At 35.8% G+C, this 26784-nt stretch carries 26 protein-coding genes; 16 read left to right on the plus strand and 10 right to left on the minus strand.

Annotation, left to right across the window (positions count from 1 at the left end; genetic code table 11):
- Positions 1 to 160: 160 nt before the first annotated feature.
- Complete coding sequence (locus IGJ53_RS03375; protein ID WP_002291442.1) at positions 161 to 694, minus strand: 3'-5' exonuclease; 534 nt, start codon at positions 692 to 694, stop codon at positions 161 to 163.
- A gap of 499 nt (positions 695 to 1193) precedes the next feature.
- A complete protein-coding gene (locus IGJ53_RS03380) occupies positions 1194 to 1946 on the minus strand; it encodes an exodeoxyribonuclease III (RefSeq protein WP_259741708.1) in 753 nt (250 codons plus the stop codon).
- 112 nt (positions 1947 to 2058) lie between these two features.
- Between IGJ53_RS03380 and IGJ53_RS03385 the strand changes: the two genes are divergently transcribed.
- The 5 genes from IGJ53_RS03385 to IGJ53_RS03405 all read left to right on the plus strand — a co-directional run bounded on the left by IGJ53_RS03385 (position 2059) and on the right by IGJ53_RS03405 (position 8732).
- A complete protein-coding gene (locus IGJ53_RS03385; RefSeq protein ID WP_010732058.1) occupies positions 2059 to 2979 on the plus strand; it encodes a Gfo/Idh/MocA family protein in 921 nt (306 codons plus the stop codon).
- 72 nt (positions 2980 to 3051) lie between these two features.
- Positions 3052 to 3987, plus strand: coding sequence for a UDP-N-acetylmuramate dehydrogenase (gene murB, locus IGJ53_RS03390; protein WP_259741709.1), 936 nt, complete (start codon positions 3052 to 3054; stop codon positions 3985 to 3987).
- A 298-nt stretch (positions 3988 to 4285) separates the two neighbouring features.
- Entirely contained in the window at positions 4286 to 5764 is a 1479-nt protein-coding gene (locus IGJ53_RS03395) for a helix-turn-helix domain-containing protein (protein WP_002375310.1), read from the plus strand.
- A gap of 265 nt (positions 5765 to 6029) precedes the next feature.
- A complete protein-coding gene (locus IGJ53_RS03400) occupies positions 6030 to 8093 on the plus strand; it encodes a bacterial Ig-like domain-containing protein (protein WP_259741710.1) in 2064 nt (687 codons plus the stop codon).
- Positions 8094 to 8162: 69 nt separating this feature from the next.
- Positions 8163 to 8732: a GNAT family N-acetyltransferase gene (locus tag IGJ53_RS03405; protein ID WP_259741711.1), complete on the plus strand. Its 570-nt coding sequence runs from the start codon at positions 8163 to 8165 to the stop codon at positions 8730 to 8732.
- Between the two features lie 173 nt (positions 8733 to 8905).
- Here the strand turns inward: IGJ53_RS03405 and IGJ53_RS03410 are convergent, their stop codons facing one another.
- A complete protein-coding gene (locus tag IGJ53_RS03410) occupies positions 8906 to 9712 on the minus strand; it encodes a hypothetical protein (RefSeq protein ID WP_259741712.1) in 807 nt (268 codons plus the stop codon).
- Positions 9713 to 9850: 138 nt separating this feature from the next.
- On the opposite strand from IGJ53_RS03410, the gene IGJ53_RS03415 reads away from it, so the two are divergent.
- Positions 9851 to 11365, plus strand: coding sequence for a flavocytochrome c (locus IGJ53_RS03415; RefSeq protein WP_002375305.1), 1515 nt, complete (start codon positions 9851 to 9853; stop codon positions 11363 to 11365).
- 283 nt (positions 11366 to 11648) lie between these two features.
- Here the strand turns inward: IGJ53_RS03415 and IGJ53_RS03420 are convergent, their stop codons facing one another.
- From IGJ53_RS03420 to IGJ53_RS03445, 6 genes are all read right to left on the minus strand, one after another.
- Positions 11649 to 12632 carry an NAD(P)H-quinone oxidoreductase gene (locus IGJ53_RS03420; RefSeq protein WP_024635605.1) on the minus strand — a complete coding sequence of 328 codons (984 nt, stop codon included), beginning with the start codon at positions 12630 to 12632 and terminating at the stop codon, positions 11649 to 11651.
- Between the two features lie 4 nt (positions 12633 to 12636).
- A complete protein-coding gene (locus tag IGJ53_RS03425; RefSeq protein WP_259741713.1) occupies positions 12637 to 13284 on the minus strand; it encodes an NAD(P)-binding oxidoreductase in 648 nt (215 codons plus the stop codon).
- A gap of 84 nt (positions 13285 to 13368) precedes the next feature.
- Complete coding sequence (locus tag IGJ53_RS03430) at positions 13369 to 14001, minus strand: ECF transporter S component (protein ID WP_010732064.1); 633 nt, start codon at positions 13999 to 14001, stop codon at positions 13369 to 13371.
- A gap of 16 nt (positions 14002 to 14017) precedes the next feature.
- Positions 14018 to 14569: a phosphopantothenoylcysteine decarboxylase gene (gene coaC / locus IGJ53_RS03435; protein ID WP_010732065.1), complete on the minus strand. Its 552-nt coding sequence runs from the start codon at positions 14567 to 14569 to the stop codon at positions 14018 to 14020.
- Complete coding sequence (locus IGJ53_RS03440) at positions 14566 to 15303, minus strand: phosphopantothenate--cysteine ligase (protein WP_259741714.1); 738 nt, start codon at positions 15301 to 15303, stop codon at positions 14566 to 14568. The genes coaC and IGJ53_RS03440 overlap by 4 nt, the downstream gene beginning before the upstream one ends.
- Positions 15300 to 16289 (minus strand): oxidoreductase, encoded by a 990-nt coding sequence (locus IGJ53_RS03445; protein ID WP_010732066.1) that lies wholly within the window; start codon positions 16287 to 16289, stop codon positions 15300 to 15302. Before IGJ53_RS03445 ends, IGJ53_RS03440 begins: the two co-directional genes overlap by 4 nt.
- Positions 16290 to 16557: 268 nt before the next feature.
- Here IGJ53_RS03445 and IGJ53_RS03450 point away from each other — a divergent pair, with 268 nt between their 5' ends.
- The 5 genes from IGJ53_RS03450 to IGJ53_RS03470 are packed head-to-tail and all read left to right on the plus strand — an operon-like array spanning position 16558 to position 20918.
- Positions 16558 to 17100, plus strand: a complete 543-nt coding sequence (locus IGJ53_RS03450) for a helix-turn-helix domain-containing protein (protein WP_259741715.1) — start codon at positions 16558 to 16560, stop codon at positions 17098 to 17100.
- A gap of 16 nt (positions 17101 to 17116) precedes the next feature.
- On the plus strand, positions 17117 to 18202 hold the full coding sequence (locus tag IGJ53_RS03455; protein ID WP_259741716.1) for an ABC transporter ATP-binding protein: 1086 nt from the start codon (positions 17117 to 17119) through the stop codon (positions 18200 to 18202).
- Positions 18203 to 18213: 11 nt separating this feature from the next.
- Positions 18214 to 19020: an ABC transporter permease gene (locus tag IGJ53_RS03460; protein WP_002287038.1), complete on the plus strand. Its 807-nt coding sequence runs from the start codon at positions 18214 to 18216 to the stop codon at positions 19018 to 19020.
- Positions 19021 to 19848, plus strand: coding sequence for an ABC transporter permease (locus IGJ53_RS03465; protein ID WP_002308417.1), 828 nt, complete (start codon positions 19021 to 19023; stop codon positions 19846 to 19848).
- Positions 19845 to 20918: an ABC transporter substrate-binding protein gene (locus tag IGJ53_RS03470; protein WP_438749582.1), complete on the plus strand. Its 1074-nt coding sequence runs from the start codon at positions 19845 to 19847 to the stop codon at positions 20916 to 20918. Before IGJ53_RS03465 ends, IGJ53_RS03470 begins: the two co-directional genes overlap by 4 nt.
- A 535-nt stretch (positions 20919 to 21453) precedes the next feature.
- Here IGJ53_RS03470 and IGJ53_RS03475 read toward each other — a convergent pair.
- On the minus strand, positions 21454 to 22353 hold the full coding sequence (locus IGJ53_RS03475; protein ID WP_438749584.1) for a helix-turn-helix domain-containing protein: 900 nt from the start codon (positions 22351 to 22353) through the stop codon (positions 21454 to 21456).
- Positions 22354 to 22560: 207 nt separating this feature from the next.
- Here IGJ53_RS03475 and IGJ53_RS03480 point away from each other — a divergent pair, with 207 nt between their 5' ends.
- From IGJ53_RS03480 to IGJ53_RS03500, 5 genes are all read left to right on the plus strand, one after another.
- A complete protein-coding gene (locus tag IGJ53_RS03480; protein ID WP_002308422.1) occupies positions 22561 to 23466 on the plus strand; it encodes a PqqD family peptide modification chaperone in 906 nt (301 codons plus the stop codon).
- Between the two features lie 39 nt (positions 23467 to 23505).
- A complete protein-coding gene (locus IGJ53_RS03485; protein ID WP_002308423.1) occupies positions 23506 to 23718 on the plus strand; it encodes a hypothetical protein in 213 nt (70 codons plus the stop codon).
- A gap of 131 nt (positions 23719 to 23849) precedes the next feature.
- A complete protein-coding gene (locus IGJ53_RS03490) occupies positions 23850 to 24617 on the plus strand; it encodes an ABC transporter ATP-binding protein (protein ID WP_002308425.1) in 768 nt (255 codons plus the stop codon).
- The gene (locus IGJ53_RS03495) at positions 24598 to 26031 is read left to right on the plus strand and encodes a hypothetical protein (protein WP_259741718.1); all 1434 of its coding nucleotides are present in this window, start codon (positions 24598 to 24600) and stop codon (positions 26029 to 26031) included. Before IGJ53_RS03490 ends, IGJ53_RS03495 begins: the two co-directional genes overlap by 20 nt.
- Positions 26028 to 26729 carry a thioredoxin family protein gene (locus IGJ53_RS03500; RefSeq protein ID WP_259741719.1) on the plus strand — a complete coding sequence of 234 codons (702 nt, stop codon included), beginning with the start codon at positions 26028 to 26030 and terminating at the stop codon, positions 26727 to 26729. The genes IGJ53_RS03495 and IGJ53_RS03500 overlap by 4 nt, the downstream gene beginning before the upstream one ends.
- Positions 26730 to 26784 lie beyond the last annotated feature (55 nt).

The raw sequence follows: 26784 nt of genomic DNA on the forward strand, positions 1-26784 counted from the left end.
CGACCTCTTCCTTAAACGGTGTTCAAAAGCTTGCATCTGCGGTAATAAGCCCAACCAAACGAAAAATAGGAGGAGCTATTTTTGTTTGGCTGTTCTTATTACTTGATGCAGGACAGCTTTTTCACAACCTCTTTGTGCGTTTCATAAGTAAATGATTGTTTTACTTTATAGTCACGAGTTTTTTCAATGGATCTGTCCCAAATTTTTTTTCTTGATAAAGCAGGATTTCCGCACACGCACGACTATCTTCCAATGCATCATGATGATGATCTAATTGGATGTTCAAATTTTCGCACACAGTGTTCAATCGATGATTTGGAAATTCAGGGAACAAGCGACGACTGCTTTTCACTGTACATAAAGAAAGATAATTAGGCTGTTCGAGGTGGTAATAATCTAAACAACCTGCTAAGACCTTTGTATCAAAAGCAGCATTATGTGCAACGACTAAACGATTTTTTTGAAAATATGGTTGGATAGTTTGCCAGACCTCTGGAAATTTCGGCGCATTGCGTACATCTTCTTGATGGATTCCGTGAATTTGGACGTTTCGCCAGAAAAAAGGAGTTTCAGGCTGTATCAATGTATAGAATTCATCGACGATTTGGCTGTTTTTTACCATGACTAACGCAAGAGAACAAGCGCTATAAGGCTGATGATTGGCAGTTTCAAAATCCATGGCAACAAAATTCATTTCTGTAAAACCTCCTTGGGAAATTACTGTAACATACTTTTGAAAAAAACAAATAGTTTTAACAAAAAACATAGGATTTTTTATGTAGTTTTTGTAGAGAAAAGCTATTTTTTGAACTCATTCCTTGCGACTCGGAGTTAGACGGGAGGATCATGACTTCTCGGTATCAGCTCACAAAACGGCAAAATATGAGGAACTATTTTGCCGTTTGTTTCTCTAATACTCAGGTTAAAACGCTGATTTCACAGCCTCTTTCTTAAACGGTGTTCTCCTGCCAACTCCTCGGTCACAAGTCACAATATTCAACAAACATGAGAAGCTGTTTTTTGAAATTGTTCCTTGTGACTCGGAGCTGAACGGCAGGCTCACGACCTCTTTCTTAAACGGTGTTCAAAAGCCAGTTTCTCGGTATTAAGCCAAATTTATGCAAAAATGTGGAAAGCCATTTTCACAAAATTTTTCTTCATACTCGAAACTAAACAGCTTTTTCACAACCTCTTTATTTCAAATCTAATTCTACTGGACAATGGTCACTGCCCATAATGTCCGTATGGATCTTTGCATCCGCCAGTCTTGGCGCTAAATCTTTGCTCGTCAAAAAGTAATCGATCCGCCAACCAGCATTGTTTTTTCTTGAATTGAATCGGTAATTCCACCAAGAGTAAACACCTTCTTGAGTTGGATAAAAATAACGAAATGTATCGATAAACCCGTTATCCAACAGTCGAGAAAGAGCCGCTCTTTCTTCTGGAGTGAATCCAGCATTTTTTTGATTCGTTTTCCAGTTTTTCAAATCGATCGTTTGATGCGCGACGTTTAGATCCCCGCAAACGATGACTGGTTTTTGTTTCTTTAAATTTTCTAGATAATTATAAAAGGCTTCTTCCCATTCTAATCGGTAATTTAAACGTTTCAATTCACTTTGAGAATTTGGCGTATAACAAGTTACAAGAAAGAAATCGGAATATTCCAAAGTAATCAGACGGCCTTCTGTGTCGTGGATATCGATACCCATTCCGTAAGTGGCATTCAATGCAGGTTCTTTAGCAAAAATGGCTGTACCAGAATAGCCTTTTCGTTCCGCATAATTCCAATATTGATAATAACCAGGAAGATCTAAATCAATCTGTCCTGCTTGGAGCTTTGTTTCCTGCAAACAGAAAAAATCGGCGTCTAACTCATGAAAAACTTCTAAAAAATTTTTATTTACGATGGCACGAAGCCCGTTCACGTTCCAAGAGATAAATTTCAATAAAAGCACACTCCTTCGAATTAAATTCCTTACCTTTGCGATACTATTGTACCTCATTTTAGTAAAAAATGGTGTAAGATGAAAGTAACTAAATGATCCAGGAGGAAAGTCGATGAAGATTGGTGTAATCGGTGTAGGGAATATTGCAGAAAAAGCATATTTACCAACTTATGCGAAAAAACAAGGAACAGTTGATTTTTATTTTGCAACACGAAATAAAGAAACAAAAGAAAGAATCCAAAAAGAATATGGGTTCCAACATCTATATGAAACGATCGATGAGCTTTTAGAAGAAAAAATCGAAGCATGCATGATTCACGCAGCAACAAAAGTACATTATGAGCTAGCAAAAAGATGTCTAGAAAATGGTATCCATGTTTATATTGACAAACCGTTGAGTGTCCATCTAAACGAAGTGCGTGAATTGCAAGAATTGGCTGATAAGAACCAATTGATCTTGATGGTCGGTTTTAACCGACGCTTTGCTCCTATGGTAGAAGAATTGAAACGTATCCCAGAGAAGCGGCTGATCCAACTGCAAAAAAATCGAATAGCGGCAAAAGAGACGACAGAATTCGTCCTTTATGATTTATTTTTACATCTCATTGATACAGCGGTGTATTTATTGGATGAACCCATTTTGAGAACAAAATATCAGATAAGAGAAACAAAGGAATATTTGGAATATGCCATTTTACAATTAGAAACACAAAATCAAACGGCTATATTAACGATGGATTTGGCAAGTGGTGCTAATACAGAAAAATATCAAGTAACAAGTAAGAATGGTACTTATGAAGTAAGCGACCTGACCCAGCTTGTCATTCAAGATGCTGATGGAAAAAAGGTGAAAGAATTTGGCGACTGGACGAACACGCTAGTCAAACGCGGGTTTGAGCCAATGGTAGAGGCCTTCTTATCTCAGGTACGTTCAGGTAAACCGAAAGCAGAACTGCTTAAACAACAAGAAGTTGTAAGAAGTCATGAATTATGCGAGGAAGTGCTTAAAGAGCACTACCGTCATCAACTTTGAACAAGACTGGCAAGATTGTATTAAGCGTGATAGAATAATGGGGACGTTTGAGAAAAGAAAGGAAAATCCTCAGTGAATAAAGAAGAAATAGTTGAAAGCTTAGCCACGATCACTTTATTGTTTGATGAACCATTGATGAACTATACGTTTACGAAAACAGGCGGACCAGCTGATGTCCTTGCATTCCCGAAAAAGCAAGAAGAAGTAAAGCAAATCATCGATTATTGCCGAATCCATGATATATCTTGGATGGTACTAGGAAACGCAAGCAATCTGATCGTTCAAGATGGCGGGATCCGTGGTGTAGTCATCATGCTGACTGAAATGAAACAGATTCATGTCAAAGGAACGATGGTCATTGCGGAAGCAGGTGCCTCACTGATTGATACGACTTATGCAGCTTTGGCCGAATCATTGACTGGATTTGAATTTGCTTGCGGCATCCCGGGAAGTGTCGGTGGAGCGGTTTATATGAATGCAGGTGCGTATGGCGGAGAGATCAAAGATGTTTTTGCTGAAGTGGATCTTTTGCTTGAAGATGGAACATTGAAAACTTTGACAAAAGAAGAAATGGTATTTTCTTATCGTCACAGTAAAGTCCAAGAGCTACGTGCTATCGTATTGGAAGCTCGATTCAGTTTGCAAACAGGGGATTATGAAGCAATCAAAGCACGAATGGATGAGTTGACAGAATTGCGTCAATCCAAACAGCCATTAGAATACCCTTCATGCGGCAGTGTCTTTAAGCGCCCAGTAGGACATTATACGGGTCAGCTGATCCAGCAAGCAGGATTGCAAGGTCTGAAATGGGGCGGTGCACAAATCTCTGAAAAACATGCTGGATTCATCGTCAATATCGATCATGCGACAGCCACAGATTATATTGAATTGATTGCGCACATCCAAGAAGTGATCAAAGAAAAATTTGATGTGTCTTTAGAAACAGAAGTGCGGATCATTGGAGAGAAACAAGCACTATCAGAAACAAGCAGAAGTTTATCGAATTAATAAGTAATTGCACTTAAAATAAGTAAAAGAGCAGGACGGTGGACGCCCTGCTCTTTTTTGTGGTTGTTTACGCAAATGGTGCAAATCTTGTACATTTTAACACAATAAAACAAAAAATATAGAATATTTTCCCGTAAATTTTTCCATTTTTTGCAATATTCTCAAAAAAAAGATAAAAAATGAGAATAACTGATGAAAAAACAGGTGTAATCCATCATAAAATCAGTATAGGTGAAAAGATGAACTTTCATCTGCATATCAAGTGATTGGTATGAGGCATTTTTTTGAGGTGTAGGATATGAAGTTGGATTACCTTATCGAAGAGGAAGATAGAGAAAAACTGCTGTTAGCCAGATATTTAGAATTTGAGAAAAAGAATTACGTCGTGTTGTCTAAGTTATATGAAACATTAGGTTTATCTAAATTTAAAACAAGAAATTATATCATAGAATTAAATAAAGAATTTTTTGAATTCAAATCAAAGCCAGAGATCCAAATCTCAGAAGAAGGAGAGATTCATGTTGAACGGCTAAATTTGACGGATATCAAAAATTTAAGAAGAATCTACTTTCAACGATCAAAAATTGCTCGACTGTTAACGGAGATCGTGGATTCAAAAGTAACAATTGAAAAATTTGCAGAGAACCATTTTTTAAGCATATCAAGAGCTTATGTAAAAAGAAGAGAATTAGTCTCTTTTCTTGAACAGCATCAAATAAAGTTAAAGAAAAACATATTAGTTGGGGAAGAAATAAACATACGGAACGTATTATTTGGGGTATATTTTGGGGTTTTTAATGGTTTTTCTATGCCATTTAGAGAAAGCGTCATGAATGAAGCAAAGAGTATCGTGCAATATTTTGAATATCTGTTCAATTTAAAGTTGTCTGCCACAAAGCGAATCAAATTCAATTTGCTAACTACTGTTAGTTTGTTGAGGATTTATGGAAATCAACCAATAGGAAAACGTTTCTTTTCAGATGAATACTTTAAGAGCTCAGAAGGAATGAAGATTATTAAGGATTTATCGCATATTTCTTTTCTACATATCCCTAAAGAGCAGATCATTGATGAGATTTCTTATATCATGTTATTTTTGATCACGGAAGAAGAATTTGAATTAGATGGTGCGTTTGGGCTTGCGGAAGCTCATTTTCATGATATCCATATGATTAGTCAAAAAATGTCAGTGGAATTGATTGATCGATTACCATTTTCAACTGAAGTTTCTGAAGAAGAAAGACTCCATATACGAAAAGAACTTCGTATGGGGATGATGCATGTCAATCGGAAAAATTGGATATTCGACTTTGAGATGACTAGTTTTACGTCTAAAAAGCAGTTGCAGTTTTTCTTCGAAACGTATCCAATATTCAGTACAGCGATCCAAAATGTCATACAAGATAATAAACGTTATTTCTTGGAAAAAGATGAACGTTTCATGATTCGCTTATTTTATGATTATCTTTTTTTATTGGTTGGTATTTGTCCAGTCTCTTATTTTGAAGCACCAATCCATGTCTGTATTGATTTTTCTCAAGGATCTGCCTATACCGATTATATTATTTCTCAAGTGAAGGGGTTTAAAAATTACAATATTGTGATTGAAAGTCGAATCACTTCCCGTACGGATATTTATTTATCTGATTGTTTGCTTGAAAAATTCAACAAAGAGCAGATAATATGGAAAAATCCGCCGACTCCAGATGACTGGGAATATTTTGGGAATATCATTATCAGAGAAAAAAATAGACATTTAACTGAAAAAATCAGCTAATATTTATGGATGACAACTTTGTCTCACCTATTTATTAGCTGATTTATGTTTTTTTTCAAAGAAAAGATGACTAGATATCGAGAGATATTGCTTGACAAAATTAAAAAGTACATAAGTTATTATTCCGATTTTCTTGAAACAATAAAAAATCAAGAAAAATACTGTCCCAATTGACCATCTTTTTTTGATTTTATCTATATAATAAAATCATCTTATGAAAATTACTACTTCATGCCGAGGCAAGAGTAGGGAGGACTAAGAATAAATGTGTTCAAAAAGACAACCTAAAAAACTAAATAAACACGCTTGCCGTTTAGACAAAGAACGATCGTGTTCTGAAAACCGCTACGTCAAATTTGTGATGCGTACGATGCTGATCAGCTTATCTGTAGGTGTCTATATGAATGTACCCGTTCAGGCAACGGCACAAACCATCAAGATCGTACGTACATCTGTCTCTGAGACGACTGATTCCCCTATTACTATTACCCATACTTTCACTGATGTAAGTGGAACACAGCTACTTCCTTCTTTGAATTCCTATAATAAAGTCAGTTATCCTCCAACGATAAACCACTATTGGTTAATTCCTAACAAAACATTATGGACATCAGAAACTGGAAGCAGCGTGCCGCTTTCTGTTTTTTCCGGTATGACTGATCCAACAAAAGGTGATCAGCTAAAACAGATCATTGATATTTTAAATCATGCTTTGACAGGTGTGAAGGACGGTGGAAGTGCACAAGTCTCTTATGTATATGGAAAAGATTATTCACAGTTCGAAGGAAAGGAAATCGACGTTCTGGCAGGGACAAAAATTTCGATATCGAATCTGGTAGAAAGCTTGAGGAATGCAGATGGAACACAAGGAGATATGTCCAAAGTAATTTCAAACAATGGGAATATCATAGACACGACCAATACAGGTGTATCTACTATTGACTTGTCTTATTTTGATCCAATTGCTTTAAAAACAATGACTGCATCTGCGGTGATTCATGTTCATGCTGATCAAACAGCTATCAAAGGAAAAGATCTTCATCTAATAACAGGAGAGAATTACGACCCTAAAGCTCTTATCGAATATGTAACAAAAAGCGATGGAACTTCAGGGAATAAAGAAGAAATCAAAATGAGCGGGACAGTAGATCCTACCACACCGGGAGAATATCCCGTCGTATTAACTTATGTAGACCCTCTTACATCAAAAGCGGTGGAAACAACAGCTGTCGTTTATGTAGAAGCACCTGCTGCTTCATCGACTGTCATCACTCATTTTATTGATCGTCAAACGAATAAAGAACTGCAAGCAGAAACACGCATAAGTAGTGTAGAACCTATTCCAGATTTACAACTACCTGCTGAATTTTCTGATCGAGTGCCAAATGTAGATTTGTCGACTTATGAACAAGACGGAAAAGTCACTTCTATTTCTGACTGGATGCAAGCAAACGGATTAGACAGAAACAGTAACTGGTCGGTGATCCTTGAAGCCCTTCACTCAGAACTGATGAATAATAGGAAGCAATCAGGAGAGGAAATTGCCTTCACTTATGTTTATGTACCGGATAATAGTTCATTAGAAGGTCACGTTATTATTGCTCAGCCAAATGAAAAAATAAGTAAAGAAGAGTTGATCCAATCCGCAACAAACTCCTTAGGTAAACCCGTACCGTCAAAGGATGTAGAGGTCACAATCAACGGAGAACCATTGGAGGATGGTTACTTGACCAAACAAACAGGCGATTTTACGATTATGTATAGTTATCATGACCCGTATTCACTCCAAGAACTCCATGCTCAGTCGCTATTACATGTTTTACCATTAAATAAACAGACAAACCAAAAAGAACAAAAAAGACAAGAAGAAAGCTTGTCAGAAAAAAAACAACAAATGGCTCATGCAGTTTCTCCAACAGAAAAAGTAAAACAAACAAGAAGCCTAGAACCAGCACGAATATCTGTAAAAAGCTCAGAATCTAACCAAACGATAGGGCAAGAAGATCATTTGGTACCACAAGTTTCTGAATCGAAAAATGAAATGTTAGAGTCTAACATAGAACAACAATTAGAAAAAGAAATTGTTGCTAAACAGCCGGAAGATCAAAATGAATCAGATGACTACAAGGCAACGAAGAAAAAGCGCTTGTCAACTATTGATTCCACCAATGAGCATCTGCAGCCGCAAGTACCACTTCCTAGTCCGGGAACACCCGCACCTGGTGGAGGCGTCCCTTCTTCTTCCGCTTTAGGAGATGTCATGCGAGGTATGGCAGGAACATGGGTATACGCTAATCGAAATGAATTTGACGCAGATGACTGGTTCTGATTGTTATAGTCAAATAAGTAGCTGAGTTATCTGTTATTTGGCATAATGGATACGAGGAGGGATAGAAAAATGTTAGATAAAACGTTGCCTTACGCAGAAATCTGGATGACAAGACCACTTCAACTGCCTGTGCCAATGACGCCTTTAGCGGAAGGCTTTAAATTTCGAACCTATCAAAAAGGGGACGAATCTGCTTGGTCAGAGATTGAAACTTCCGTTGGGGAATTTCAAACGACAGATGAAGCACTTGAGTATTTTCAAAAAAACTTTGCTCCTTATCCTGAAGAACTTGAAAGAAGGATGTTTTTTGTAGAGACAAAAAATGGAGAAAAAGTAGCAACCTGTACCGCTTGGCGAAAGAAATCAAGAGAGCGTATGTATCCGGTTTTTCATTGGTTGGCAGTTAAACCAATTTACCAAGGAAAAGGGCTCGCAAAAGCATTGACTGCTAAAGTCTTACAAGAATTTCCTACCCTCCATACGGATGGACCAATCTATCTTCACACCCAGACATGGAGCCATCAGGCGATTGCTCTTTATAAAAAAATGGGTTTTTCTTTTATTGCTGAAAATCTAGACGGCACACCTAATTCAGATTATGAAAAAGTTATGCAGGTTTTAAGTAAATTAGATAAATAAAAAATGGTGAAATCAGCTCACAATATGAGAAGAAAAACGGAAAAGTAGTTCTTTCTATCTTACTGTTTTTGAATTCATCCTGTTGGCTAGCTGATGATACGCTATTTATTCGAAAAAGAAGAGGTTGTGACAAAAGTCTTGTCACTGCCTCTTCTCTTATTTTTTTAGTATTTTTATCGTTTGATTTTTTTGGGAATAAAATTCTTGATGAAAGTAAATTTTTGGTAATCATTTCGACTATAAAGGTAACCAAATATACTGAAAACGACTGCTCCAATAAAATTAACAAATAAATCCTTCATAGTATCCATGATTCCCACATCTAAATAACCATTTTGGATGATTATTTTATCTGTTTTACCGTCTGCATTCTGACTTTCAATGATTGTCCGAGTGATATCAGGAACATGATAGACAGTGTTTCCGTCTTTGCTTAACTCCACACTATTGATTTGCTGGACGATCGTATCTTTTTGCATATCGAATTGTAGCAATTTATCTGCTGTAAATTCAACAAACTCCCACATAACACCAACTGTCATCGAAAAACAAAAGGAAACGACTGCTAATAACAAAGGAGTCAAGTTCATCGTTTTTGTATTTTTATTGAGCAAATAAACAAGTGAAAAACCGACACCCCCAGCTAAAAATCCGCTGAATGCATGTAGAAAAGTATCCCACATTGAAAAATAGCCATAAAAATCGCTTAATTCTCCTAAAACTGTTGAACTGAAAATAAAAGATAACAATATGATTTCTAACATATTTGGAATCTGTATCTTTAATATCTTTTCTAGGAAATAAGGAATTTCAAATAAAATCAGTGTCAATAATAAAAGCATCGTATTTCCCCAATGTTGGTTCCAAATCTGATCAGCCAACATAATAACAACGATGATACGTAATAAAATATAGATTCCATTTGTGATTCTGCCAGCAGTTTTTGTACTGTTCGTAAAAAAGGTTTTCAAATGATTCATAAAATAACTCCTTCATGTATATCCTTAATTATACTAAGAAGCGCGTGTTTACCAAAACTATATGTCTTAAAGAAAAACAGAGTTGATATTGTGAAAAGAATCACTTAATATAGGTATAAAGAGAAAAGGGGGATAAACATGAAAAAATTAGTTGTTGGTTTATTAACGGCGGTTTCGCTTCTTGCCATGAGTGCATGTGGCGCAGATCAGAAAAATACAGCACAGACAAGTTCTAGTACGAAGGAATCTGCCGAAGTGTCATCAGGTGCTTCTGAACAAGCATATACTGATCCAAAAGAAATGAAAGAATCTTATGATATCGTAATCGTGGGAGCCGGCGGTGCAGGGATGGCAGCCGCTATCGAAGCAAAAGATGCTGGCTTGAACCCAGTGATTTTCGAAAAGATGCCTGTTGCCGGAGGGAATACGTCTAAATCATCAAGCGGAATGAACGCTTCTGAAACCAAATTCCAAAAAGAAGAGGGAATCGAAGACTCAAATGAGGCATTCTATGAAGAAACGCTAAAAGGTGGTGGAGGAACAAATGATAAAGAAATGCTTCGTTACTTTGTCGATCACTCTGCTGATGCAATCGATTGGTTGGATCAAAATGGGATCAAACTAGATAATTTAACGATCACTGGAGGGATGAGTGAGAAGAGGACGCATCGTCCGTCTGATGGCTCGGCTATCGGTGGATATTTAGTGGATGGATTATTGAACAGCGTCCATGAGCGAAAAATACCGATTTTTGTCAACACAGATGTGACAGATATTAAGAAAAATGGGGAAACAGTCAATGAAGTGACTGTACATGTCCAAGGAGAAGAACCAAAAAAAATCACCGGTAAAGCAATCGTCGTCACTACAGGCGGTTTTGGTGCTAGCAAAGAATTTATTGAAAGATATCGTCCTGATTTAGCTGATTATATTACGACAAATCAAGAAGGATCAACTGGAGATGGTATTACCATGATCGAAAAGTTAGGCGGACAAACCGTTGACATGGATAAAATACAAATTCATCCAACCGTGCAACAGGATGAGGGAATCTTGATCGGTGAAGTGGTTCGCGGAGAAGGAGCAATCTTGGTGAATCAAGAAGGAAAAAGATTTGTGAATGAAATGGATACAAGGGATAAAGTATCTGCAGCCATCACAGCGTTGCCTGAAAAATCAGCGTATTTGATTTTTGATCAAGGCGTGCGTGATCGTGCTACTGCCATCGAATTTTATGACCAAAAAGGATATGTCACAACTGGAAAAACAATGGAAGAATTAGCAGAAAAAATTGATTTGCCAAAAGAAACATTAGCAAAAACAGTTGATGGATGGAATGCGGATGTTGCGGAGAAAAAAGATGCTCAATTCAATCGTGCCACAGCCATGGAACATGATCTATCGTCTCCAAATTATTATGCAATCAAAATCGCGCCAGGGATCCATTATACGATGGGTGGCGTGAAAATCAATACGAATACCGAAGTATTGGATAAAGAAAATCAGCCAATCAGCGGGTTGTACGCTGCCGGAGAAGTCACAGGTGGCTTACATGGAGACAATCGGATCGGTGGAAACTCAGTTGCAGAAATCATTATTTTTGGGCGACAAGCGGGCATACAAGCAGCTCGGTTTGCTTCGGAAAATGAATGAAATAGAACGTAAATAAAAAGAGGTTGTGAAAAAGCTGCCCTGCATCAAGTAATAAGAACAGCCAAGTAAAAATAGCTTCTTATGTTTTTGACTTGGTTGGACTTATTACCGCAGATGCAAGCTTTTGAACACCGTTTGTTCGGAAAAAGAGCGTGGGACAAAAGTAAAGAACACTTTTGTCTCACGCTCTAAACACGTATAAACGGCGGAAGCAGAAGCAACTCCTTCTTATTTCTTGGAGTTAAACGCTTCTGTCCCAGCCTCTTTTTTGATCAGCATGGTTTTATTCAGTTATCTTCAAAATGATTTTTCCGATGTTTTTGTTTGCTTCCATATATTCATGCGCTTGTTTGACTTCGCTGAATTGGAATGTACGGTCAATGATTGGCCGAATCTTGCCACTTTCTAGAAAAGGCCCCGCTTTTTCCATAAAAGTTTGTGCGAGCTCTGCTTTATACTGATCACTTCTAGGTGTCAATAATGTACCAAGAAGTTGGACGCGTTTCCCAATTAATACACCAAGGTCTATCTCAGGCACAATGGTTCCGCCAAGCATACCAATCAAGACCCAGCGGCCATCAACGGCTATAGAAGCTAAATTCTTTTCCCAGTAAGAAGCGCCGATGAAATCCAAGATAACATCGACTCCTCGACCATCAGTGATTTTTCTTACCTCTTCTTGAAAATCTTGTTTTTTATAGTTGATCAATTCATCTGCACCAAGTTCTTTACAAAAGGCGAGCTTTTCTTCTGATCCTGCAGTAACGATGATTTTCGCGTGAGAAAGTTGTCTAGCTAATTGGATCGCTGCTGTTCCAACACCACTTGCTCCTGCGTGGATCAAAACAGTTTCGCCTTCTTGTAATTTTCCAAGCCAATAAAGTGTTTGATAAGCAGTCAGAAAAACTTCTGAGATTCCAGCAGCAGAAACATAATCTAACGTATCAGGGAGAAGGATTGCTCGATCGGCAGGCATCACAGCATATTCAGCATAACCACCTAGATTGACTAATCCGTACACTTTTGTCCCAGGAGTAAAAGTGGAGATATCACTTTTATTCTCAACTACCTCTCCAGCTACTTCGACACCCAAAATAGGGTAGGGAGGTTTTAAAGAGACTGATTCTCTTTTCATGATATCTGTTCGATTGACCGCTGCTGTATGAACTTTTATCAATAATTCGCCTTGTTTTGGTTCAGGAACAGGCACTTCTATTTGTTCTAATACATCTACAGAACCAGGATGCTTGATTGAAATGGCACGCATGGATCTATTCCTCCTTTGCCCATTCTTGGAATGCTGTATTCAACTCTTGGCTACCTTCAGAAAGCACTAGAGTCGTACGGGAAATATCCGTTTCTTCCACAAGAGCGGCAAGTACAGCAGCAACTGTAGAACGAGTAATCGTTTTGGCTGCTTTTTCATTAGGCTTAGTCAATTGAATGGAGGTGACTTCTTCATCGTTCGTCAATGTGACTGGTTGAAGAATGACAAAATCTAAGTTAGTTCGTTTCAGCCATTCATCTGCATAATGTTTAGTAATATAATAATCTGTCATGGACTCAGGCCATTTTGCTGGTTCATCTGCATAAACAGCACTGACCATCAGATAGCGAGAGACATGCGCATTTTCAGCTGCGATAACTGTTTTGATTGCACCATCCAAGTCTACTTGCAAAAGATTCTTTCCTTGAGAACCGGCAGCAAAAATCAATACATCGATACCTTTGAATGCTTCAGCCATTTTTTCCACGGACCAAGTCAAATCAAAAGAGACATACGAAACATTCTCTTTTTTCACTAATGTCTGGGAAGCGACATCTCTTACCCCAGCAAAAATTTCGTGGGAACTTGAAGCTAAATCTTTTATCAGGTGTCGGCCAATCTGTCCGTTTGCACCTACAACAAAAATTTTCATTTGGATCATCCTTTCGACGTCAAATCTTACTAATTAATAGTAACACCAAAAGAGAAAAAAATCAGACATCGGCTACGATGACTATCAGTGATGAAGAGAAGGGCGCTTGAAGTATCTTAACAAGACATTGCATACTGCCGCAGTCGCAAGACCAGCGACGATTCCTTCAGGTACGCCACTTGTAAAAATAACTGCAAGAATAGCTGAATAAACAGCGTTTAAATTTGTCCCGAGGACTTTGGCGTAATCTTGCTGGAATAAAAAGTAGATCATATTCATCACTAAAATCGTATTGGTCAATGAGCCGGCAAGTCCTGCTAAGAATAAAGAGACGGTATCAGCTTTTTGTTTCATCAGTTTGCGCAGACCATTATAAACGAAATAAGGAACAACACCAATCAAGATCCGAGGGATAAACGCAATCAACAAGGCTTTCCAGCTTCCATGTTCAGTGCCGATGACTGGGATGAACGGAGAAAAGACAAAAGACAAAGGTGTTTGGATAACCGTACTTCGAATCATACTGATCAGTCCAAATGTACCGCCAAGAAAAGCACCTAGTCTTGGTCCTAAAACGATCGAAGCAATGATTACAGGTATATGCATGGTTGTTGCATTTATTGGTCCAATAGGAATAAAACCTAGAGGCGTAACAGCTAATAAAATCAAAATAGCTAAAAACATCGCAGTCAAAGTAAAGTTTTTTGTATTTTTCATAAGTACTCCTTTTTCACTAAGCATTTCTTTCGTTAAGAGTCAGCATGACCTGTTCGATGATCGTCTGAATATCAGCTAAGGCACCTTTTCCAAAATCTCCGCAAGCTAAAAGAGATTCTTTTGGTTCGATTTCCTGATAGCCGACAGATCTCAATGTTTCCAGATTACGCTGAGTGATCGGGTTTTGATACATATTCGTGTTCATGGCAGGGGCAATCAGTTTTGGTGTTCCCATCGGAAGCGCCATTGCGACTGTTGAAAGGAGATCGTCTGCAATGCCGTTTGCTAGCTTGCCGACAATGTTCGCCGTAGCAGGTGCGATTAGAAACAAGTCAGCTTGTTTGGCTAGTTCGATATGATTGATCACCTGTGGATTTGATTCTTGCATGACATCTGTATGGACTGCTCGCTTCGACAGAGATTGCAAGGTTAATGGCGTGATAAAATGTGTGCTACTTTGAGACATAATCACATCTACTTGGACACCTGATTTGACAAATTGACTTGTAAGATCGGCGCTTTTGTAAGCAGAAATACTTCCGGTAACGCCTAATAAGATCTTTTTCATTTTGATTCCTCCAATCTAATTTTTTCAGTAATCAATGCAGCAATCTCAGATTTGCTTTGTGCTTCTTCCACTGTCCCATCTTTAGATAAGAGATAACCGTGGTGTGTCTCGCCATGGATTTCTGTCAAATCATTTGCGAAAATAAAATCAGTTTTGTTATTTATCAGACTGTTTTTGGCGACTGTAAGAAGAGATTCCTTTGGTACATCTACTAATAGTTTGAAACCAATGATTTTCGCTTTCGGCTGCCATTCACGCAGATAAGAAATGATTTTTGGCGTTTTCTTCAAAACGAGCACAAGATGCTCGGTGTCAGAAGAGATCTTTGAAGCAGAGTTCTTTATTTGTTCATTTTCTGCAAACCAGTTGGCCAGTTCTTCTTGTGTTGAAGAAGCGGGTAGTTTTTTTGCCAACTGTTCTTCTGAAAAACTAAAAGCAGGAGTAAAATCACTGACTGCCATACTGTGGATAATTGCATCATAGTGTTCTTTTTTTGTGAGTGCTTCTAATTGTAAAAACAAGTCTTGGGCAGACTCGATCGTATAGATCGTTATATTGGAACGTCTTTCCGGTTTCAGTGCTTGTCTCGTAGTCACGTAATCGACTGTGGTATCTGGGTTGGCAGCTAAGTGATTAGCTAAAGCTTGTCCTAATCGTCCTGTCGAATGATTCGTAATAGCACGTACCTGATCGATTTTTTCAGTTGTCCCTCCAGCTGTGATCAGAACCTTCATTTTTGGTCACCTACATTTACCAGTGTTCTTCCTTGATGTGTCCCAGCAAGTAGTTTAGTTGCTGTTTCAGGTAACTGCTCCAGAGTAACTTCTTGGACGACTAGATCATCTGCCATCTGCAAATCTGCCATCTGTTGCCATAAAGAAGGACGTTGTTCAATAGGTACATTGACAGAATCGATCCCAATCAATTGGATGTTTCGCAGAATAAAAGGCAAAACGGTCGTGTTTAGTTTGATTCCCCCTGCATTGCCACATAAAGCTGCTACACCGTTATAAGAGATCAATGGAAGAAGACTACTTAGTTGCTCACCACCTACTGTGTCGATGACAGCATCGATTTGCTGTTTTCCTAAAGTTTTTGTTGTTTCTGGCAGAAATTCATCAGGTCGTACGACTTGAGAAGCACCTAGGCTTTTTAGCCATGTGACAGACTCTTCTTTTCTGGAAAAAGCAATGATTGACTGGAATCCGAGTTTATGTAACAGGGCGACAGCTACACTGCCTACACCGCCAGAAGCACCAGTAACGACAACTTTTTTATTGGAGGTTATGCCTTGACGGATTAAAGCGTTCACACACAACATAGCAGTAAACCCTGCTGTACCAAAAATCATCGCTTGACGCAGCGTCATATTTTTCGGTAGAGGGACTAACCAGTCTCCTGGTACTTTTTGGTATTGGCTGTAACCGCCTGGATAGGTGACACCAAGCCCAAAACCAGTAGCAAGTACAAGATCTCCTTCTGAAAAACGTGAATCTTTACTTTGGACGACAGTTCCGGATAAATCAATCCCTGGAGTCATCGGATAGGTTCGTATCACCTGACCAGACTCGCTCATTGCCAATGCATCTTTATAATTGACATCAGAATAGGCAATTTTTACCAAGACTTCATTTTCAGCCAATTCAGTAAATGGCAGATCACTGATTGCTGTATGGAAAACAGGTTCATTTATTACCTGAAAAGATCGAAAAGCGTTCATTCGTGAGACACTCCTTTTAAAAATTTTCTTTTATCATACCACAAAGCCTCCTTTTTTATTCTGGTTCTTCCTTAAATTTAGACAAAAATTAGGTGAAAGAGGCAGAAAAAAGAAAGAATCGAATAAGTAGAAATGATTCGAAAAGATAAAGAAATATTCAGCAAAAAAAATTTTAAAAAGGGTTGCCTTTTGCAATAAAATTCGTATACTAATACGAGTGGTAGTAAACCAGAAGTTTACTATTAGAAAACTTCATACGGAGGAAATTATGGAAATTGGTGAGAAATTAAGAAATTTGCGCATCCAAAAGAATTTGACACAAGAAGAACTAGGCGAACGCACAGATTTGTCAAAAGGGTATATTTCCCAGTTGGAACGAGATTTAAGTTCACCATCAATGGAAACATTCTTTTCTATTCTTGAAGTCTTAGGTGTCACTCCAGAAGAATTTTTTCATCAAGAAGCAGCGAATCTGCAAGTGGTTTATTCAAAAGAAGATCATACGGTTTATTCCGATGAAGAAAACGGGTATGAATTGGAATGGCTGGTGGCTGATTCGAATGAAAAAGAAATGGAGCCTGTCTTACTAACTTTTGAAGGTGCAGGAGAATATAAGACGTTTGAACCTTCATTATCTGAAACGTTTATTTTTGTATTAGAAGGGGAATTAGAGTTAAGCTTAGGAGAGACGGTCTATGTGGCAAAAGCAGGACAGTCGATCTATTATCAAGCGACAAAACAACATCAATTAAGGAATCATCTCAAAAAACGAACAAAAGTATTGATTGTCGCGACACAATCATATTTGTAATATAGGGGGTAAAAACGTGGGGAAACCAATCATTTCATTTGATCAAGTAGTGAAACGCTATGATGATGAAACAGTATTAAAAAAAGTAAGTTTTGAGATCGAACAAGGAAAATTTTATACACTGCTTGGTCCTTCCGGCTGTGGTAAAACAACGATCCTACGTATTATAGCTGGATTCACTGAAGCTACAGAAGGGGACATCTATTTTGAAGGGGAACGGTTGAATGATTTGCCCGCTAATAAGCGACAAGTAAATACCGTCTTCCAAGATTATGCACTTTTTCCTCATATGAATGTTTTTGATAACGTTGCTTTTGGATTGAAGATCAAAAAAATGTCCAAATCTGATATCGAAAAGAAGGTAAAAGATGCATTGCGTATGGTCCAGCTTCCTGGATATGAGAAACGGGAGATCAGTGAAATGTCTGGTGGTCAAAGACAGCGTGTAGCGATTGCACGAGCAATCGTGAACGAACCTAAAGTATTGCTACTAGATGAACCGTTATCGGCGCTTGATTTGAAACTACGTACAGATATGCAGTATGAACTGCGGGATCTGCAACAACGATTAGGGATCACGTTTATTTTTGTGACTCATGATCAAGAAGAAGCGTTGGCGATGAGTGATGAGATTTTTGTCATGAATAAAGGGAAAATCGTCCAAAGTGGTACGCCTGTAGATATTTATGATGAGCCAATCAATCATTTCGTTGCTGATTTTGTTGGGGAAAGCAATATCGTGGACGGTGTGATGATCGAAGATAATCTAGTTGAATTTGTTGGTAAGCAATTTGAATGTGTCGATGGCGGGATGCGCCCGAATGAGCCAGTTGAAGTTGTTTTACGCCCAGAGGATTTGACAATCACGACACCAGATAAAGGAAAGTTAGTCGTAACGGTCGATACTCAGCTGTTTCGTGGTGTCCATTATGAAATCATCTGTTATGATGAACAGCAAAATGAATGGATGGTCCATTCGACGAAAAAAGCTAAAGAAGGAAGCAAAGTAGGATTGGCCTTTGAGCCAGAAGATATCCATGTCATGCGTTTCAACGAGTCTGAAGAAGAATTCGATGCACGTCTTGACAGTTACGAAGAATAGGGGGGACAAGAATGAAAACAATGCGCAGGATCTATTCCGTCCCTTATATTTTGTGGCTCGGTTTATTCGTGATCGCGCCTGTATTAATGATCATTTATCAATCTTTTTTTGATATGAATGGGCAATTCACGCTGAATAACTATCTATCTTATTTTACGTCGGGGACATCGCTTTCTATGACGATCAATTCTGTATGGTATGCATTTTTGATTACGTTTTTTACACTGATCATCAGTTACCCGACTGCTTATTTTTTAACAAAACTGAAGCACAAACAATTATGGCTGATGTTGATTATTTTACCTACATGGGTGAATCTGCTGCTTAAAGCTTACGCATTTATTGGGATTTTCAGTGTTCACGGCAGCGTGAATCATTTCTTTGACTTTATCGGGATCGGACCGAAACAGATATTGTTCACAGACTTCAGTTTCTTGTTCGTCGCAACGTATATCGAGATTCCATTTATGATTATGCCGATTTTCAATGCACTGGAAGAGATGAATCCTTCTTTGATCAGTGCCAGCAGAGATTTAGGAGCGAATAGCTTTGAGACCTTCCGACGAGTGATTTTTCCATTATCATTAAATGGTGTGAAAAGCGGTGTCCAAGCAGTCTTTATTCCTTCTCTTTCTTTATTTATGCTCACTCGTCTGATTGGTGGAAACCGAGTGATCACTTTAGGAACAGCTATCGAACAGCATTTCTTGGTTACGCAAAACTGGGGGATGGGTTCTACAATCGGTGTGATTTTAATCATTGCTATGTTTATCGTGATGCTCCTGACAGGCGAGAAGAAAAAAGGAGGTCGCTCATAAATGAAAAAATTTAAATGGTCGTATCTTTATTTAGGGATCGTCTTTTTATTCTTATATGCACCGATCTTCTATCTGATTTTTTATTCCTTCAATGAAGGAGGAACGATGAACAGCTTTACAGGGTTTACTTGGGAAAATTATGAAGCTGTTTTTGAAGATACTCGTTTGATCATTATCGTATTGAATACGTTCATGCTGGCTTTCTTATCTGCATTGATCGCCACGATCATCGGGACATTTGGGGCTATGGGGATCTATTACACGAAGAAACGACGTGCACGGACAGCGTTGTTGAGCATGAATAACATCTTATTAGTCTCTCCTGATGTTATTATCGGTGCTAGTTTCTTGATTTTCTTTACACTACTAGGATTCGGATTAGGTTTTCAGAGTGTATTGCTTTCCCATATTGCTTTCAGCATTCCAATCGTCGTCTTGATGGTCTTGCCAAAATTGCAAGAAATGAACGATTCAATGGTTGATGCGGCTAGAGATCTTGGTGCTAATAATTTGCAAGTAGTCAAAAATATCATTTTGCCTTATCTTTCTCCAGGGATCATAGCTGGGTATTTTATGGCATTTACCTATTCTCTTGACGATTTTGCGGTTACGTTTTTCGTCACAGGAAATGGCTTTACGACGCTCTCAGTAGAGATTTATTCTCGTGCAAGACAAGGAATCAGTTTAGAAATCAATGCGCTAAGTGCATTAGTTTTCTTGTTCTCCATGATATTGGTCATTGGTTACTACTTCATTAGTAAAGAGAACCGTCCAAAACGGTTGAAGAAAAACAGAAGAGTACGCGAGGGGGTGGCACGGCTACGATGAAAAAATTACAATCTCTGTTTTTAGGTATTCTCATCATTATTGCGGTGCTGCTGCTTGGTGTACGCCAACTTGAAAAAACAAGTGGCATGAGTGGAGCGAAGGTACTGACGATCTATAACTGGGGAGATTATATCGATCCTAGTTTGATCACGAAATTTGAAAAAGAATATGGGTACAAAGTAAATTATGAAACATTTGATTCTAATGAAGCGATGTTCACAAAAATCCAACAAGGCGGAACAAACTACGATATCGCTATTCCAAGTGAATATATGATCCAAAAAATGATCAAAGAAAAACTAGTGCTACCCTTAGATCATTCAAAGATCAAAGGATTAAATAATATCGATCCACGATTTTTAAATTTGGATTTTGATCCAGCTAATCAATATTCGATTCCATATTTTTGGGGAACTTTAGGGATCGTATATAATGATAAATTCTTTGATGCAGATCAAATCCAGCATTGGGATGATTTGTGGAAGCCGGAATTGAAAGACAGTTTGATGCTGATTGATGGTGCACGAGAAGTTATGGGGCTTTCTTTGAATAGTTTAGGCTATTCTTTGAATAGTAAGAATATGGCACAGCTGACAGAAGCAGCAAATAAATTGAATCATCTAACACCAAATGTCAAAGCAATCGTGGCTGATGAGATCAAAATGTATATGATCAATGAAGAAGCTTCCGTGGCAGTAACATTTTCTGGTGAAGCTGCCGATATGATGTGGGAAAATGAACATTTACATTACGTGATCCCACCAGAAGGGTCCAATCTTTGGTTTGATAATATTGTTATGCCAAAAACCGCGAAAAATAAAGAAGGTGCCTATGATTTCATCAACTTTATGCTAGAACCGGAAAACGCGGCACAAAATGCAGAGTATATTGGTTATTCTACACCAAATGAAAAAGCAAAAACGTTATTGCCAAAAGACATTTCGTCGGACGAACAATTTTATCCATCTGATGACACGATCTCTCATCTTGAAGTCTACGAAGATCTAGGATCGAAATACCTAGGCATCTATAATGATCTATTCTTAGAATTCAAGATGTATCGGAAATGATAGCAAAACTCAGTAAAACTAGGGATTTATCAACCTTCTAAAGAGAGAAAAAGCGACCTATTTCTACCTGAGTTTTCCACTCTTCTACTAAAAGTGGCTGAAAATTCCATAAGGTAGGGGATAATTTGATATATAGAAAGAACAATAAACAAAGTTGGTTTGATTTTTTCTGAAAATATTGTAGCAAACGTCGTCACAGTTTTTCATGTATCAGTTGGTAGGAATATGAAGACAGAAATAAAGAGAAAATAAAAAGTACTAAAGCTTCTAAATTTTTAGCTTTAGTACTTTTTAGTATCCAATTTCTCAGTTTAACTCAGAAAAAGTGAGTCCTGTAACTGATAGCTCAGTGTAATTTATTGCCTTTCAACTCCTTATTTTTGTTTATTTTAACGGAATCTATTACTACTTGGTCATTAAATATCTTCTTTTTATTCATTATTGTTGTTTCACCGTTTTTCTACATACATAATAAAGATTATAATTGTTTAAATTCACAGTGATTGTTCCCATTTTTACTACTTACCTACAATGATTAATCTACAAAAATTATTGGTGTGATATTGTAAATAAGCTCAAATTTCTTTAAGTCGTCTTTGAAACGTTTAGATAGGTTATGTGAACCAATCATTTTTAATCCTTGAAAATATTCTAATAAATCATTTGCTCGTCCAGATTCTTCTGTTAAATGATCGAAAAGTAATTTATAAAAATTACAGTAAACACCTGTATCTCCAAAAAATAACAGTCTGTGACGAACATCAGCTATCTTCTCTAAATATTTTTTAGCTAAAACGGTTTCTTTTCGTTCGAGCATTAATAAAAAAGCATTGTTATACATACCAATCAATATGGAATGAAAAATCTCAAAATCTTTATTTTTTTCTATTTTTTTTTCAATGTCTGATAATCTACCGTTTATGTAATTTGTTTCAAAAACAAATAAAAGAGTAGTAAAGGTTGCCATTTCAAATCTTCCCCAATCATCAACAGCTTCCAAATAATTTTTTAACTCGGATAGATATTCTTTATCAGAGTTGTTTAGTTTTCTTTCGCTATCTGCTAATTGATACCAACCGATCGTCTTAGCAACTAAATAATTCCTGATATCTACTATATTATTTGTATTTCTGGCTTTTTTTCGAAGTGCTTGCAACATATGTTGAGAAATTGATTTGTCTTCTCTGATTTTCTTTATTAATTTCTTTAAACTCCAATTCTTTTCTCTTAGGATATCTTTGTCTAAATAAAAAATAAATTCATCTAAACTTAAATTCATCTTCTCCAGTAATTCAATTAAAACAAAAAATGGAATATTTGTTTTGCCATTTTCGTATTTCACAAAAGTTTCTCTAGTTATTATTCCCTTTGATAACTCTTTTTGAGAAAGCCCTCTTTCTACACGGAGTTTTCTCAATAATTTATGAATTTCCATATTTCCTCCATTATTTTAATTTTTATGATGTGAAAATTTTGACCATAATTTAAATTTCTGTTTCTTAGCTACTATAATAACACATAAATAAAACATGCAAAGAACAAAACAAAGAGGTGGTGAAAATATGTTTGCTATTTTTTTTAAATCATTCAAAGATTGGTTCATTGATGTTCGCTGATTTTTTAAGGGTAAGGAGAAAATTTTTTGATAAATGAAAAGATAAGAAATGTGATTTTTTTCAATGATAACACAATTTTTAGTTTTGATATTTTTATACATCCGGAGATTTATATAGAAAATCAAAGAATATTTGATAAAAGAATTCCCAAATTGGAAATGATAGTAGATTCAATTGGATTACTAATTTGCAATAAATTAATAGAAACCAAGAAAATCAGTTTGAAAGAACTATTTCAATGGTTTCAAGAAGAATTTCCTGATGTGCCAAAAGAAAATTTAAAAAAAGACCTAGTAGTTTTTCTACAAGCCTTAAATAATAGGGGGATTATCAATTATACACTTCCTAAAAGAACCTCTATTAAAGAAAAAATCTCTTGTAGTATTAAAAAAATTCAAAAAAATTTGCGAAGCAGTCATAGTATTCATAACGAAAAAACGTTAAAAATTTTCTTGGAAGTGTGCTTTCATGTTTTAAAAGAGAATTTCCCAATAATTACTTTCATATGTGGAGTAAATTTATTATGTTTACTTTTTCTGTTCTTATCTTTTCAAGAAATTCGTTTAGAGTTTTTATGGATTCTATTCCCAGCTTTTTCCTATCTCGTTTTGCTAATGAGCATCATACTTCATGAAACCACTCATTTGATTTTATATAGGAAGATCACTCATCATAATCACGGGTATTTATCAATAAAAACGTTATCTATGTCAATTGTTAGAGAAAAAGTATTAGATAGAAAATCAAATATCCTCATTACGTTTTCAGGAGCGATTTTTGTTTTCTTTTTAGGTGTTCTACTCTATTTCTTATCAGATAATTTGTGGATAAGAATACCTGCTTTTATTTTTATGTTTCACATTATCAATTTATTGCCCTTCTTTGGTGACGGACATACGATTATTACAGAACTACTAAATTCTAATGATTAGTAGTTTTGAAATGATAAAAAAATTAAAGGAGATTCTATTATGGATTATTCAGCACCAACTATTACAAGTCAAAATATTTATTTGGCAGAAGATCAAGTTGTTTGGTATACCGTTGCAATTGCTATTCTTCTATTACTTGCTGTTACAATTGTTGCGGCTTGTGTTTTGTATTGCTTGACTAAAGGGAAGAGTTTCACTGGTTCTTGGAGTTATGTAAACGGAAGTGGGTCTGTAAGACTGGGCTGTAAGTAGCAATTACTGTCTACGATCATTTATTTAGCCCATGTGAAAGTATGCAATTTGTTAGAAGCTATCCATATCTTTATTTAATCGGATAGCTTTTCTTTTGTTTAATCAATTCTATTGGATGTAGAGGATAAAATATGTTAGCTATTAATGATTTAAATAAAATATACAAAAACTCTGAAAATGGAGTAAAAGAAATTTCTTTTCAAATTTCAAAAGGAGAAATTCTTTGTTTGGCAGGACCGAATGGTTCAGGAAAAACAACTTTACTAAATTCTATTCTCGGAATAATAAAGAAAGACAAAGGAAGTATTTCTTTATTTGGACAAAATGTTGATAATGATGCTATAAAAAATAGATTTGCCTATATTTCTGATGAAATTATCTTAATCGAGGAATTGACAGGTTTTGAGTACCTTGCATTTATAAAAAGTATGTATAAGGGAATCAATAAGAACCAGATTATTACATTATTAAAAATATTTGATTTGGAAAAAGATATAGACAAGCTAATCAGTTCTTATTCTCACGGTATGAAGAAAAAGTTGCAGATTATTTCAATGATTATGAAACCATTTGATGTCTTAGTTTTAGACGAACCCTGTAGAGGATTAGATGTCGAAGCTGTTTATGTTCTGAAAAAAATAGTGGATTCGTTTAAACGCAAGGGGAAAATGATACTTATTACTAGTCATGATTTACTCTTTATTGAAGAAATATGTGACAAAATTTTAATTTTAACTCGTGGAATAGTAGTAGGAGGTGGTACTCCTGAAGAAATCAAATCCCAATATAAAAAAAATAAAATAGAAGAGGCATTTCTTGAGGCGGCATTTTTGAAAGAAAGGGAGAATGAAATTGATTGTTATCTTGAAGATTATTTCGATGTTATCGAAAGTATATAGAAATAAAATCAATCAAGTTCTAAATTCAAAAGAAAAGAGAATTGGAATGTTTCTTTCTGTTTTTATCATAATCGGAATTTCTGCTTTACTAGCAAATATTCTAACACATGATGTTGTATCTATTTTTTTAAATGGGAATTTAGAGATACTTTATTCTGCAAATTTAACCTATTTAATATCGCTATCAATCTTTACTTTTTCTATTTTTATTGTTTTAAAATTTCTTGATCCAGATGAATCTAAAATTTTAAAAAACTTGGATAGGTTGCCTATATCTAAATTAGCTATGTATATTGGATATTATTCTTTTCCGTTAAGCATACAGGTAGCAATACCTTCTATCTTATTTTCTATAATTATCATTCCACAACTTGTAACAAATGGAATATCAGTTTCTCTGTCATTAAGAATAGCAGGAATTTTCTTATTACAATCAATATTTATCACTTTATTAATGAATTTGTCTTATAATATTTTATTTTTTTTAGGAATACGCATGAAAATTCCCTTTGCTAAAAGTGTTTCTTTATTGGTGCAAACGATTATTATATTGAGAATTGTTGTTACTTTGCTTGAAAATATTCAAAATATCTTACTAAATTACGAAACATTTTCTTATAATATCTTATTCTGGAACTTGGGATTTTTAGGCCATATTATTTTAGAGAATACCTTTTCTGTTAATCTTTTACTTCTTGTTTTAGTAGAATTAGTAATATTTATTGCTTGTATCCATAGTTTTGCTTTGCTTTCTTCCATTCAAGATAAAAATGAATATCAATCAAAAGTATTTGCTAAAATCAATAATACCAAAAGCTTAAATATTAGTCTTATTCTTAAAGATATGAAATTATTGTTACGCTCTGAAAATACAATTCTTTTAATTCTTCTACTATTAGGATTAAATATCTTTACACTACTGAGTCATCTTCCAATATTAGATATTCTTATTAAGATAGATGCTGGCTTGTTAGGTACACTTGGCTTTCTAAGTTATGGCGTTGATGAAAAGATGTTAAGTTTTTATAGAATTTTAGGAGTTAAGAGAAGTCAATATTTTTTAGGGAAGTTCATCAGCACATTTGTTGTTACCTCTTTCTTCTTTTTATTAATGCTTCTTTTTAAAGTTCCAAGTTTAAGAGAATGCCTTTTTGGTTTAGGAATTTTAGCAACTTCTACTCTTAGTTCTATTATTTTGGGTGTTTTCTTTCCATACAGTAAAGAAAATCCATTATCGCAAACTAGCCTTATATTGGTTTGTGTACTAGGCTTATTTCCGATTACTTATTTAATTAACCTTTTTAATAGTTATTCTAGTATTATCCAAATCACATTAGTAACAATTTTTATTGTTACTGGTTTTATCATAACAAATCACGTATTTAATACTAAATGGGAGAAAGAACGACTATGAAAAAAATAATTCTTGACATCTTTAAATATAGTGGCGTTTCATTTTTTGCAACATTTTCAATTCTAGTTGCGTTGATAATTCCTAATGGAGTAAATAGTTTTTTAAACGGAACAACTTTTCAGGCACCATTGAACCTGTTAACTATATCAGGAATTGCAAATGGTTCTGAAAATTCATTAGAAATACATTTTACACGAATCTTTTTTTGGCAAATATTACTTTTATATACTTGTTTGACATTTATGATTTTTGGAATAGTGTATGCTAAAAAAAATAAAAAAGCTGTTTATTTGGTAATATCATTAGCAGCAATGGTTACACTTGCATTAGGTTCTACTCAATTATCAAGAATTCAACAGGAGCCTTTAAAAACAACTACAATTCAAGGTATAGACTCTATCATAGATAGTAAGGGGAATAGTATTGTTTACATTGGTAGAGAAAATTGTCCAGACTGTATATTATATAAACCAAAATTAATTTCTTATTTGGAAAAGGAAAAACTAGAAATTAATTACCTAGATACTACTGGAAATAAAACCGATGTTGATAATTTTAGAAAATATTATAATAAATTAGGTGTCGAAAGTATTCCTGCTGTAATTTTTATAAAAAATGGTAAAGTAGAACGCATCTTATATGGGGATAAGGAAGCTGAAAATATAGAACGTACCATAAAACTTTTTAAAACCTCATAGGACGGAAATAATGAAGAAATCAGCAAATTTGCATAACTATAATAAAAAGGACTTA

Origin of the sequence: Enterococcus sp. DIV1283b (genome assembly GCF_051710965.1) — a bacterium.
Classification (GTDB): domain Bacteria; phylum Bacillota; class Bacilli; order Lactobacillales; family Enterococcaceae; genus Enterococcus_B; species Enterococcus_B lactis.